Below are 12,377 nucleotides of genomic sequence, written 5' to 3'. Positions count from 1 at the left end.
TGGGCGCACAAGCACGCTCGCATGCCTGAACGGAGCAACCATATGCCATTTCATACACGAACGTCACTGCAACAAGTGCTAACACATAGATGGCGCAGAGAGGCACATCGGTTGCGATTGTGGCGTACCAGGCGCTATCAGCACAGACTGTCGATTCGCAACTGGTATGACCCCACCGCAAGATGTGAAGACGCCGCGATTTTCATCGGTGGTTGCGGCAGGAGTGGAACCACGTTGTTCCGAGAGGTATTGAACAGACATTCGCAAGTGTTCTGTGGACCAGAAACTTCGATGTTTGGCTTGCCGTTCAATCCAGAGAACTTAATTGAGCCGTGGAGTCTAAATCGCGCAGAAACGATATCGCAGGTCGAAGATGCATGCAATCTTATTGCGTTTGCGGAGCGTTTTTATCGTTCTCAAGCGGCGCTCAACAATAAGGCTCGGTGGGCAGATAAGACTCCCAACAACGTTCGTGCGATATCAAAGATACTAACATGGTTTCCCAACGCTGTCTTTATCCATCTGATCCGCGACGGCAGAGACGTCGTATGTTCTCTTCGCAATCACCCCAAAGAACGAATTGTCGGGGGCAAGATTCAACCAGTCGTCACGAATCGCCCAATTGTTGAATGCGCGACCCGCTGGCTAGATGATACAATGAAGGGATTAGCGTTTAATACGCATCCAAGATACTACGAAGTACGTTATGAAGATCTGGTTGGCGATTTTGAGGGAACCATTCGAAGTGTATGTAGTGTCATTGGTGTGGATTTCGAATCATCAATGTTAATTGCCTCCGGCAACCAAGAGAACTCCAAACCGGGGCGACTCGTCAACAACAAGAGAGCAACGGCGCCGATAAGCGCTACGAGTGTTGGACGCTGGCGCAAGGATCTAACTAGCGATGAAATGCAAGGATTCATAAATATTGCGGGAGAGTTGCTGATTGCCCTAGGCTACGATTCCAATCACGACTGGGCGGACAGCGCAATTCAATCCCGGCCGCAGCAGGATCAACTTGAGGTTCGCTAAATCATCATGCGTCATACACTTCGTCTAACTTGGGTACTGTCTGCGGCCAACCTTTCTGGTGGTACCAAGTCGAACCGTCTAATCGCAGAAGCGATGGTGCGTCGAGGACATCAAGTGAATATAGCCTACTCGACCTTCCGCAAGTGGCCAGCTCCCTGGAGGTTTAGGCGGTTTACAAAGCGGTGTTTCAACGAAGTCAGAAATCGCATAGATGGGCCGTGTCATCACCTGCAAAGTTCTTCAGCAAAGTTAGTTCCAATCCGGGAACGTCCCATTTCTGCACATCAAGTCCCTGATGCAGACTTTGTATTCGCTACCTGGTGGGAAACGCGAGAATGGATCGAGTCGTGGCCAGCGAGGAAAGGGGAGAAGTTGTACTTTGTACGGCACCACGAACTTCATGGTGGAGATCCCGAACGGGTGCGGGCAACCTACAGGCTTCCGGGACAGAAGTTTGTTATTGCCCGATGGTTGCAGCGGCTAATGGCAGAGGAGTACGGCGATTCAACAAGCATTGTCATCCCAAATGGCGTAGATAGAGGGCAGTTCCATGCACCTCCAAGGGGTAAGCAACCTGTCCCAACAGTCGGATTTATGTATGCCAAGGGATGGAAGGGGGGGGATACGGCGATGCGCGCGTTGGAGAAGGTAAAACGCCAAGTTCCTCAATTGCGGGTGATCGTTATGACGCGGAGTAAAAGCGACAGAAACAAGAAATTCCCAAGCTTCTGCGAAGTTCATTTTCAGCCTTCGCAAAGCACTATACCCTTGCTCTACTCGCAAACAGACTGCTGGCTACTTCCCTCCACATCGGAGGGGTTTGGAATGCCTGGAATCGAAGCAGCCGCATGTCGATGTCCGGTTGTCGCTACTCGGTGTGGGGGGCCAGAAGACTATGTCATCGACGGTGAGACGGGGTACCTTGTACCTGTCGATGACAGTGAGGAAATGGCAAACGCAATCCTTCGTGCACTTGCCTTGAGCGACAGAGAATGGAAGGCCATGAGTGACGCCAGCCAAAACCTCGCTCTCAAGTTCGATTGGGATCACTCTGCTGAACTCCTTGAAGCTGCCCTCTTCAGTCGCTTGGAAACGTCTTCCGCCAATTCAACCAGCTCAATGCCACTTCCTTAGCGGCTTTCATTTGGTACTACGGCATGAAGTTGCTCGCGGATATTGCGCTCTATGCTTGGCCAATGGTGGTTGTATTGGCGTTCGCGCGAATGCCTCCGCGCAAAGCTGTACTAGTGACAATGATCGGTGGATGGCTCTTCCTGCCGATGTACGAGATCGAACTGCCGTTCATTCCAGACTATTCGAAAATGTCGGCGACTTGTTTCGGTGTATTCGCGGGCACCTTGTTCTTTGATCCTGTTCGACTACGTAATCTGAAGTTTCACTGGTACGATGTGCCAGTTGTTGTCTACTGTCTGGCGCCGCTACCATCCAGCCTAACCAATGGTCTCGGGCTGTACGATGGAGTATCTGGTGTCGTTGGACATGCCATTGGCACCGGAATGCCTTATCTGGTAGGACGACTTTACTTTCGAACGGCCGAAGACTTGCGTGAGCTGGCATGGGCCATTTTTGTCGCCGGTGTAGTCTACATTCCATTCTGTCTCTTTGAGATGCGGATGAGTCCATATCTACACTACAAGGTCTATGGCTTTCACCCGGGTACCCACACCAACCTCTGGAGATTCGGCGGCTACCGGCCGGTGGTGTTCATGAGAGATGGGCTCCAATTGTCAGTGTGGATGATGGTCGCCTCGCTAACCGGATGCTGGTTGTGGTGGCATGGGCAGTTGCGGCGAATTGCTCATCTAGCGCCTGGTCTCGCCCTCACCGCTTTGCTTGTTACGACATTTCTCACGCGCTCTATGGGGGCCCTGCTACTATTCGTCGTGGGCCTTGCAGTACTAGTCGCCGCAAAAGTCACGGGTTCGCGATTGCCGATTATCGCCCTGATTCTCGTGCCGCCGGCATTCGTAGCGATCCGCACCACAGGAGCCGTTGACTGGCAAGTCGCTGTTGATGTTGCCCGATTGATTGAGGAAGATCGGGCGATGTCGTTGCGGGGACGCTTCGTAAACGAAGACTTGTTGATGGAGAAGGCCCTGCAACGCCCCATCTTCGGTTGGGGGGGCTGGGGGCGAAACCGTGTGTACGATGAGTATGACGAAGATCAGACGATTACGGATGGCCTCTGGATTATTGAACTCGGCAAACGTGGCTTCGTTGGCTTGGTGGCGATATTTGCGGTGTTGCTAATGCCTCTGGCGCGACTCGTAGCCAACTATCCGGCAAGGCGTCTGCTTTCGGGAGATTTAGCGGCCCCGCTGGTACTTGGGATCTGTGTAGTGCTCTACGCCATTGACTGTTTGCCAAATTGCATGCCGACACCAGTTTACCTAGTGGCCGCCGGAGCAGTGACGGGGATGGTCCCGTGGGCGAAATCCAACGAGGCAACAGGTGTAGAGGAGTCGTCAAGCCGCAACTCCACCATGAACGATGGTGCTCGAGTGCTGCCACGCCAAATTGGGCGGCGCAGTTAGATTGGATATCATCCGCCTGGCGAGTAATCGCCAGCCAAGCCGCCATCCCAATTGTCGAAGGCCGCATTCCATGCATCCGAGGCTGATTCGTCTGTTTTTGTTTCAGCACAATCGGAATTAGTTGTTGAGCCGCCCATCAAAGAGGAAAGACGCACTCGCTGCTGAAGCTGGGAAAATGCAGTTTGGTGGCTAACCATCATTGGTTGGGAATCCTGTTGCACAATTGACGACTCAACCCGGGTTGAGTCTCCTGCAACCATGAGAGATTGCATCGGTGCAGTGAATGCGAACGCAGGAAGTGGTGCGAATGCGGACGAAGTTGGAGCACTTGGTGACGGCAAGGGGGTCACACCAACCGTATCCAATTGGTATCCATCGCGAATATAGTCACCGATTGTCTGGGCGGTGAACCGAACATCCCAATTTGCCTTAGACTGAAACTTTGCAGCACTGATAAATGCTTCGTAAGTGGTGTAGCCCAGCGATGCAGCATACGTCGTCACAGTGCGCGTCGGGTCCACGTAGTCGACTCGGGAGTTCGTCGCGCCTGCATCGCCTTTGGTGGCTTGCCATGTTGCCAGGTCCACCGAAGTCGTGTCAAGTTTAAACCACTCATTGGCAGCTTGTTTCGAGTAGTACTTGTTTCCGGTGAAGGATATGACTCCATTGTCAGCTGCGAACGCATCAAGTTGGATCAACGGTTGGTCGTTGGTTAGTGAAGGCTCTTGAATTGCGTTGTTCTCAAAACGCACGTTGGAGATCTCACCTGTGTATGGGTCGGTCGTGGTCGGCTCCTTAACCTGGACCTGACCGCGCCAGTTATAAATAACGTTATCGCTTACTTCAAAATCACGAACGCCATAGCCGCGCGTTTCCCATGAATTACGACCATCCATAATGCTTAATGCCCATCCAGGGTTGTCCGCCTGCTTGTTCGCGATGATGTTGTTCGAGAACTCTCCCCCATTCACATTGGTAACGAGCACGCCGTACGCACCCGACGGGGTCACCTTGGTCGTATTCTCAACGACAACATTATTGGTGACATGGTACTCTGCCCCTGTAATTGGCGGCACTTCTTGTGGTACCCCTCCACCAACGGTCATTCCGAAGTCGTTCTGAGTGAACACGTTTCCGCTGACATAATGTACTCCTGCCGTAGGCTGAAATTTCAGACCGGCACTAGATCCTCTCGAGGAGAAGTTGTCCCGGATGACAACATCAAGATTCGAATGCGATAGATACATATTGTGATTGAAGCCGGAGGGCTCATCGCCGATAGCGTCGTTCCAGCCGTTGTGGTCTAAAGTATTCTCCTCAATCAACAGGCCATGCACGGCGTTAGCGTAAATCCCCTGCGAATGGGCAGAAGTATTCCATGAATTGACGATCACATTGCGCCGAATCGACACATCGTCCCACGTGTCCGATGAAGTAGCTCGGTTAACAATCAGGTTGGTTCCAAAGCCATCGATCAGGTTATCTTCAAAATGCAGATTCTCGCCACGGCCGATAACGTTGATACCACCTGGGTTGTCGGTACTGTCACGTATCGAACCGTCGAGATGGAGGCCGATGACATAGATATTCGAGCGAGTTCCCACCAATCGCACTGGTTCCAAGTCTGAATTCACGAGCTTTGGTCGTGCCCCCTCGCCATACGAAGAGAACAACATCGGTTCGTCAGCAGATCTTCCGCCTTGTCCGAAACTGCCATTCCCTCCAACAATCTGCTCGTTGGTCCATACGTCGCCACTCTTGAGCAACAGTTGATCCGGGAAACCATTGCGCATCAGCGCAAGGCCGGCGGCCAACGTTTTCTTGGGAGCACTCTCACTCAGGCCATCATTCTGGTCGTTGCCTTCACTGCTGCTGACGTAGATTACGCGAGAGTCTGAGGAGGGGGTGACGACAGTCCAACCACCTGCATCCGTAGTGACGGCCATCAGCTGACGACATTCCAAGGTTTCAAACGAAAATGGCGCCCGACTTGGGATTGACTTATTTCGAGAGCACGGCGCGACGAGATTACCGATCAATTGCACACCAGATTGGACAAGTTCTTGTACTCGCATAGTTGCGTTTCCGGAGCTGACATTCTCAATGAACTGCGATGTAGGTGGTCCTAAATCCCGATTGGTAACAGAGTTGCCGACTTCTAGCAGATCTGCAAGAAATGGTGAAGTGGCGAAGATTAGCGCAAATAGTGCAATATTACCAAGGTTCGGCACTAGTAAAAGCATAGTTCACCTCTTTGTGGTCTTCTTTCCGGGAATTATTGAATTGAGGTAATGCGCATCACCGCAGGTGCCTTTTATGCCATTTTTTGCTTTTATTCGGGGAATCCCTGGCGATTTCAGGTAAGGCTGTCGGTTTATCAATCAGAAGCGTAATTGGTGGTTTTGACCTCGCGAAGCTACAAACACACTTGATTCATGCGATACGGAACCTGCGATCTCCCAAGGGTTAGGCGTCGCCAACAGAAAAAAGTCGAGCAAGCCTACTCATTGGATTCTTCGTGGCAAATGACCTAATGGCTCGACGCGCTGGGCACTCCACCAGCAGGTACGAAATGTATGAAACCGCAATTACCAACAACAGGTAGATTGGTAGAACTAACGTCGGGTTTCTAGTTGCATCGTTTTGTATCTGCCATAGCACGGGCAGATGCAATAAGTACAGGGAGTACGAGATCTTTCCCAAGAAGTCCCCGATTCGATTGGAGAGTACCCAGTTGTCATCTGGAACCAGAAATGCAATCAGGAAGAACATAAAGGACAATGGGAATAGTATTTCGAAAGCGCCCCACATCTCATGAGTATTCCCAGTCAGGTAGTAGTGAATTCGAGGATAGAGCAGGGGCAGGAGTAATAGTGATGCAACATACCAACGACTTACCAAGCCGGTCGGGATCTTACCTTTCACATACAGCTCCCCAAGGACTACTCCTATGAAGAAATAAGGTAAAGAGGGTATCACAGCTGTGTCGTATCTGACGCCGAGTATTCTCCCCTGAAAGACGGGAAAGTCAAAATACAGAAGTATGACTGTGAGGAACGAGAGTAGAATGAACAACTGTGACTTCCATTTACTCCAAAACCACCACAAGAAAACGAACACCAAGTAGAAATGTACTTCAGCGGGGATTGTCCACAACACAGATGTTCCCGATAGCAACGCAATGTGGGAGATAAGATCTTCCTTGTTGTCGATTTCATAGAGGATGCCATCGTTCCCGGAGATGTGCAAGAAGTAGGAACTTAGCACCACGATCAAAAACAGTGGCATCACTCTCGCTGCGCGGGCAACAGCATACTGATAGACATGATGCCGACCAAAAGGGCGATTCAGGTACAGATACGACATGAGGAATCCACTAAGAATAAAGAAGAGCATTACCCCCAGTTGGCCTGCTCCGGAACCAAGAACTCCTCTTAGAAATCCCGTGTCGTTGCTGTAGTGGCTAAAAACTACAATTAGCGCTGCAATGCCTCGCAAAGTGTTGAGTTTTCTGATTTCCACCGGTTGCCTCGATATCGTACGCTTATGCGGGGATTGCAATGATGCCGGTTAAACGTTGTCAACAGGACCAGCACACACTCCTTGAATAACACTTGCGCGCCTATGCTCGTGGGTCACGGCGGGTTGCTCCTCACCGTCGGCCACTTCTCTGGGTGCAAAGACCCATTCTGTGGCTTTGCCCAACCCTTGAACGATCAATCGAGCTCCCAGTAGTCAACGGGCTTTCCGTAAAACTCCAAGAACCGAAGGGTATCCTCCCTAAGTTGTGAGGCAACCCACTCTCGCCGACTTGCGCTCCACGTTGGGCGGGTATCTATTCTTTTCAGGAACAATCTGTTCCGGATCGCATACCGCATTTGGGCAGGTGCCAGTCGAACTGCAAAGCGAAACATCGCATTTTCTCGTAGCCTTGAAAGTGTGTTCGAGGCCGCAAATCGCCCTTTGGTAGTACCAACATGCAAGTCTGGATTGTTGAGGGGAACAGATGTGTCGACGCCCAAAAATGCAAAGCATGACTGCATGACGGCGTCTGGATTCTGAAGGAGGTCTTCGAAGAAAATGACGTGTATATTCTCTTCGCCGAAAAGCTCACGGTAGACTTCTAGCTGTCTCCAGTAATTGGTCGAATCGATCAATCGATCCTTATTCACTTTTAACGCTTGGTTGAAATCATAATGCACCGTTTCTCCTAGGTGAGCACGATACTCCAGCCAGCACGATTCGATGCGTGGGAGCGGATTGCGTACGCAATAGACCAGGCGGAGGTCTTTCTTGTATTTGAATATGCGATTTGCGGCCTGTGGGTACACTTCCTTAATCGTATAAGTGTTGCTTCCCTCACCAAGTTGTTTCTCATCCGTCGCACCATCATAAAGTGCCTCATACCATTCGATGCCCTTTGCGAATCGCTCGTCCATCGAAAAAAAGTGGGGCTCTTTGGGCGTTACCATAAAGATATCGGGGTGACGCCGGAGATGGCCGCATACGGTAGACGTACCACACTTGCTTGCTCCAATCACCATGAAAGTAGGGATGGCGACCATGGTTGAAAAAATCCTAGTGCAAACTGATGCGCCGCAGTGCATCAGGAAGTGCCATACCGATCAGAAAATGCCAGTGAGTGTTGTGCGAGCCAAGAGTGGTCCTCCTTGGTATCGCTTAGCCAGTGATCGACAATCCTGTCCCATTTTGCTGGGCATTCAATGCGGTTGAATGCCTCTATGCTATGAGTGGATAAGCTCTGATAAAGCTCCGCGTCGTTTACGAGTTCACAAATACGTTGGGTAAGTTCCGAGACGTTTCCAGCTTGGTAGAGCAAGGCCGCCGACCTATCCTTAAGAGCCTCGACAAACATCGGGTGATCCGAAGCGATAATCGGAGTCCTGACACTCAATGCGTCGTAGATGGTAAAAGGCAAGCCCTCTGGATAACCATGTCGGCTTGGAACGACGACCACATCGTGCTCTCTCATCTGCTGAAGCACCTCGCGGTGAGGTAGTCGTCCGGCAAACCGCACGTACTCTCCAATGCCTGCATTGTCTGCCATCTCTCGAAATGGTCTACTATCTCCTCCACCAATGCTCAGACACCTCAATTCGTGTCCGTTCTTGCGCACTTCCGCAACGGCCAGCATAAGGTCGCCCAGCCCTTTGTCTTCGCTTTGCACTCCGACGAACAGTACAGTATGTCCCGTCCCACCACATCGAAGACTTCTTACAGGCGAATCTTCGGGCCGGCATACTGGGGGCCAGTCCCAGGGGATAATCTTCTCCGCGTGCACGCCAATTCTCTGAAGGTCACGACTGGCGGGCAAGTTGTGATTACCTACCCATTGTATGCCCTTGTTGTTCAAACAGTGCGCCAGTTGCCAGTAGGCCGGAAGCCGTTGCCATCGTCGTGGAAAGCTGTCCGCGAAAAGGGGAAGCAACTGCACGTTTGCTGCGATGGCCCAGCGTAGAATTGGAACAATTGGAGTTCGGAGCACTACGTGCGTCGGTGAGAGCGACGCGAGTTTCTTGACTAGCGGAGCTAAAGCACGTCTCCCTTTAGACTTCAGCGGTACACCTATCGCTCGAACAGCGTTACTAAGAACCTCATCGTACTCAGCGGACTTCACGCAAATAACTGAGACTTCATCTGCTCGGTCAGTTAGTTGCTGAATGGCGTTGTCACTGTAGCGCTGGGCGTAGTAGGTCTCTTCACCGCCAGCCGTGAGGCGCAGGTGAGTTTCCCTGTAGTCGCCGTGTTGTACAAACGCCACTCTCATTTTGGAAGATCTGCAGTAACACTTTCCGAATTTGGGGTTAGGCTGTGGACACTCATCGATCCGCGTCTATCGGTGGCCTATCTTCACAATCAGTGCCTCCCCCAAACCTTCACGGTCCACACGCTGCATCTGATTGTTGATGAGATTGTAGAACAGCGGAATGATTTTCTTCGAAACAGTCCGAGGTACTTTGTAGCTGTGTCGAAACCACGCAATATGTGAGTTAACAGCACCTCTAAGCAAACTGGCCGATTTGACCTCCTGGATTTGCAAACCAGCGTTCTTTACAGTGGTCTCTAGGCTACGCCGTGTGAAGTGCACCAAGTGTCTCGGAATGTCGGCGCTGTGCCAGCGGTCTTTGAGATACTTGCTTGCCCAATGCTCGGAGTTCGGGACAGCGATGACGCATGCGCCATTTTTTTCCAGCAGGTCGGATACTGCGCGCAGCTCTTCTACCGGGTCGGGAGTGTGTTCTAATACGTGGTTCATTGTCACGACGTCGAATCGCTTGCCGTTGCTCTGTTTAACATAGTCTTGAAGTGTACCGGTAAACACAGCAGTGCCATCGGATCGGGCTTGCTGCGCGGCGAATTCATTCGGCTCAATTCCTTCTACTAATGCCCCTAGTTTGGTAGCCAGTCTCATGAAATATCCTCCGCCGCAGCCAATATCCAACAAGCGGGTTCCCTGTGTCACGGGAGCATGCCGCAATGCACCAGACTGGCGGGCCTCGGCCAAGACTGTGGATTCACTGTCGATGCTACTTGCACTGTGAGTTTTCGAGTACGGTGCATAGGCGTCGGAGTAGTAGGGGGCCAACTCACTCCAATCGGGTCGAGGATTGACGAAAGTCAGCGTACAGTTGCCACAGGTATCCAAGTGCCACACGTTGCCTAGTGCGTCTATTGATGTATCAAAGCTTGGTAGCAGTTGCGAGCTTCTACAGACCGGACACTCATTCAAAGAGACCATTTTCAGAGCCTATTCAATCAAATAATGGTGGTGACTTTGATCTAAACTTGCTGCGATTGCTGGTGATCGCATGTTTGCATGGCATGTTGACTGTATTCCATCAACTGCGAGCGGGAGCCAGAGATGCGATTCCGTAGGTATTTGAGGGTGCCCAGCGCCTGCGGCCATTTAGCTAGAGCGCACGAAAATGCGTACAGAATGGAATTGGACATGGATTCGCTATGGTGACGTTGGCGTTGTATAGTGCCCTTCAAAATCAGCAACGCGTAAGCGATTGCAACTGCCAGTAATGTGGTGACTCCCAACGTTGGCAGCAGCGCGATTGCAGCTACTGGTAGCAGGACCCAGAACCACATACCGACCAGCATTCGCCAGCGGTAGCGCTCGCGAAGCGAGCCGTGTAGAGCCGCAACTTCAGCGTAAGCATGGCCAGCGCGGACAGTGCGCCGCCACCATTGACGAAATCGTGTCATGCGAATGTCGTGCAGCGTCATCTCTCGGTCCAACCGCCACACTTTCCAGCCGTTCTTTCGCAACCGTGTACAAAGCTCTGGCTCTTCACCAGCGATCAGGGACTCCCGATACCCACCGACTTGCTGAAACGCCTCAAGTCGAACAAGGGCATCGCCGCCGCATGAATGCGTCTCGCCTGGCGTGGCATTCCACTCCATATCGGCGAGTTGATGATAGATATTGCGAGTTGGTTCGATCTCACGTCGTCTACCGCAGGCAATGGCGACTTGAGGGTTCTCACGCAACAGCGATAGACCGCTGTCGATCCAGTTCTCAACCACTTCGCAGTCGCCATCGACGAACTGGACGAATTCAAGCCCCGGAGCGACTTCCAGCAAACGTTGTATGCCAGCGTTTCGGGCACGTGCGGCCGTAAATCCATTGCGTGTATCAAGCTGTACTATTTCGACGCCCAGCGCCTGAGCAATCGAGAGACTATCATCATCCGAGCCAGAGTCCACGTAGACAACTTGGTCCAGGTCCCGCACGAGTGACTCCAGGCATGCGCGCAGACGCTGCCCTTCGTTGCGACCGATGGCCACCGCGCCAACCGCAGATCGACTCGTGCACTCGGTGATCAAGCCAATGCCTCCTGTCGTGTCACTTCCTCGGCGAGTTTTTCGCTTAGATCGCATCGCCATCGTGGGAGGAACTGGCTCGTTACTTCCCGGAATCGATCACATGTGAGATCTACATCAAGCCAATCGCCAAGCACTTGGAGATCGCGGTTAAAGACGTCGACAAGCTGAGCTTCTACCTGCTTGCTCAATGTTGGCTCGGTGGGAAGCTTCCAAAACGACTTGACGCGATTGCGGATGTTCTTGGGGACTAAGGTTCTACGCAACCAGGAAACGCCCGGCGCATAGACAATAGCATCTCGAAGCCAGCTGGTGCGCAATCGTTGATCTGATTGGTTCTGCACCTCACAGTCTGAATTCCAAACGAATTTGAGTCCGCAGCCCAGGAAATCGGCTATTCTTTCCATCTCCGACTGTGGTGTTGCGCGCAGACGTTCAAAGAACACTGGTAATACATTTTCTGGGCCGAACGTGCGCAGGTAGGGAGCTAGTTGATAAGCATACCTACTGTAGTCAACCATTTCTGGTAGATCATCTACTGCTTCGTTAATCGAACATGACACTCGGCGTTCTGTCCACTCGTGCACATATTGCGACACAAGGCGATCCACTGGGTGTCGCATGACATAGACGAGTTTGACTTGCGGAAACGCAGTCCGCATTCGTTCGACCGTCTCTGGATAGGTGGGTAGTTTGCTGTAGTGAGTGCTGGACTCACCGCACAGGTCGTGTTCCTGGGATTCGGAAAAAAGGCTGCGGTACCATCCTTCGCCACGAGCGTAAACATCGTCATTGGAGAAGTAGTTCGGTTCCTTAGGTGTGGTCATAAAAACACCCGGCTGCGCCGCCAACTGCTCATGCAATGTAGACGTCATGCATTTCATAGCACCGATTACTATAAAGTCCGGGCCTCGACTCGATGAATTTGCAGGATTCATG

The 12,377-nt window shown here is 51.8% G+C and carries 10 protein-coding genes; 3 read left to right on the top strand and 7 right to left on the bottom strand.

Annotated elements, in window-relative coordinates; all coding sequences use genetic code 11:
• Positions 1–21 precede the first annotated feature (21 nt).
• The 3 genes from ACQK2L_RS16600 (at position 22) to ACQK2L_RS16590 (ending at position 3,587) form a co-directional block, all read left to right on the top strand.
• Positions 22–1,032, top strand: coding sequence for a sulfotransferase family protein (locus ACQK2L_RS16600; RefSeq protein WP_425398145.1), 1,011 nt, complete (start codon positions 22–24; stop codon positions 1,030–1,032).
• 6 nt (positions 1,033–1,038) lie between these two features.
• Positions 1,039–2,166 (top strand): glycosyltransferase family 4 protein, encoded by a 1,128-nt coding sequence (locus ACQK2L_RS16595; RefSeq protein WP_425398144.1) that lies wholly within the window; start codon positions 1,039–1,041, stop codon positions 2,164–2,166.
• Between the two features lie 146 nt (positions 2,167–2,312).
• The gene (locus ACQK2L_RS16590; RefSeq protein WP_425398143.1) at positions 2,313–3,587 is read left to right on the top strand and encodes an O-antigen ligase family protein; all 1,275 of its coding nucleotides are present in this window, start codon (positions 2,313–2,315) and stop codon (positions 3,585–3,587) included.
• An 8-nt stretch (positions 3,588–3,595) separates the two neighbouring features.
• Here ACQK2L_RS16590 and ACQK2L_RS16585 read toward each other — a convergent pair whose 3' ends face one another.
• The 7 genes from ACQK2L_RS16585 to ACQK2L_RS16555 all read right to left on the bottom strand — a co-directional run bounded on the left by ACQK2L_RS16585 (position 3,596) and on the right by ACQK2L_RS16555 (position 12,376).
• Positions 3,596–5,830 carry a hypothetical protein gene (locus ACQK2L_RS16585; protein WP_425398142.1) on the bottom strand — a complete coding sequence of 745 codons (2,235 nt, stop codon included), beginning with the start codon at positions 5,828–5,830 and terminating at the stop codon, positions 3,596–3,598.
• 223 nt (positions 5,831–6,053) lie between these two features.
• Positions 6,054–7,109 carry an acyltransferase family protein gene (locus ACQK2L_RS16580; protein ID WP_425398141.1) on the bottom strand — a complete coding sequence of 352 codons (1,056 nt, stop codon included), beginning with the start codon at positions 7,107–7,109 and terminating at the stop codon, positions 6,054–6,056.
• 194 nt (positions 7,110–7,303) lie between these two features.
• On the bottom strand, positions 7,304–8,152 hold the full coding sequence (locus ACQK2L_RS16575) for a sulfotransferase domain-containing protein (RefSeq protein WP_425398140.1): 849 nt from the start codon (positions 8,150–8,152) through the stop codon (positions 7,304–7,306).
• A gap of 41 nt (positions 8,153–8,193) precedes the next feature.
• Positions 8,194–9,375: a glycosyltransferase family 4 protein gene (locus ACQK2L_RS16570; RefSeq protein WP_425398139.1), complete on the bottom strand. Its 1,182-nt coding sequence runs from the start codon at positions 9,373–9,375 to the stop codon at positions 8,194–8,196.
• 66 nt (positions 9,376–9,441) lie between these two features.
• Positions 9,442–10,347 carry a methyltransferase domain-containing protein gene (locus ACQK2L_RS16565; protein WP_425398138.1) on the bottom strand — a complete coding sequence of 302 codons (906 nt, stop codon included), beginning with the start codon at positions 10,345–10,347 and terminating at the stop codon, positions 9,442–9,444.
• 41 nt (positions 10,348–10,388) lie between these two features.
• The gene (locus ACQK2L_RS16560) at positions 10,389–11,501 is read right to left on the bottom strand and encodes a glycosyltransferase (RefSeq protein WP_425398137.1); all 1,113 of its coding nucleotides are present in this window, start codon (positions 11,499–11,501) and stop codon (positions 10,389–10,391) included.
• On the bottom strand, positions 11,438–12,376 hold the full coding sequence (locus ACQK2L_RS16555) for a sulfotransferase family protein (protein WP_425398136.1): 939 nt from the start codon (positions 12,374–12,376) through the stop codon (positions 11,438–11,440). The genes ACQK2L_RS16560 and ACQK2L_RS16555 overlap by 64 nt, the downstream gene beginning before the upstream one ends.
• Position 12,377: the final 1 nt, after the last annotated feature.

It is taken from the genome of Aeoliella sp., assembly GCF_965227375.1.
Taxonomy (GTDB): Bacteria; Planctomycetota; Planctomycetia; order Pirellulales; family Lacipirellulaceae; genus Aeoliella.
The sequence above is the reverse complement of the archived record's forward strand: the minus strand, read 5'-3'. Positions and strand labels throughout refer to the sequence as shown.

Excerpts from the sequence above, each read along its gene's own strand:
- ACQK2L_RS16600 (WP_425398145.1), top strand. The coding sequence starts at position 22 with ATGCCTGAACGGAGCAACCATATGCCATTTCATACACGAACGTCACTG.
- ACQK2L_RS16595 (WP_425398144.1), top strand. The coding sequence starts at position 1,039 with ATGCGTCATACACTTCGTCTAACTTGGGTACTGTCTGCGGCCAACCTT.
- ACQK2L_RS16590 (WP_425398143.1), top strand. The coding sequence starts at position 2,313 with ATGTACGAGATCGAACTGCCGTTCATTCCAGACTATTCGAAAATGTCG.
- ACQK2L_RS16585 (WP_425398142.1), bottom strand. The coding sequence starts at position 5,830 with ATGCTTTTACTAGTGCCGAACCTTGGTAATATTGCACTATTTGCGCTA.
- ACQK2L_RS16575 (WP_425398140.1), bottom strand. The coding sequence starts at position 8,152 with ATGGTCGCCATCCCTACTTTCATGGTGATTGGAGCAAGCAAGTGTGGT.
- ACQK2L_RS16570 (WP_425398139.1), bottom strand. The coding sequence starts at position 9,375 with ATGAGAGTGGCGTTTGTACAACACGGCGACTACAGGGAAACTCACCTG.
- ACQK2L_RS16565 (WP_425398138.1), bottom strand. The coding sequence starts at position 10,347 with ATGGTCTCTTTGAATGAGTGTCCGGTCTGTAGAAGCTCGCAACTGCTA.
- ACQK2L_RS16560 (WP_425398137.1), bottom strand. The coding sequence starts at position 11,501 with ATGGCGATGCGATCTAAGCGAAAAACTCGCCGAGGAAGTGACACGACA.
- ACQK2L_RS16555 (WP_425398136.1), bottom strand. The coding sequence starts at position 12,376 with ATGAATCCTGCAAATTCATCGAGTCGAGGCCCGGACTTTATAGTAATC.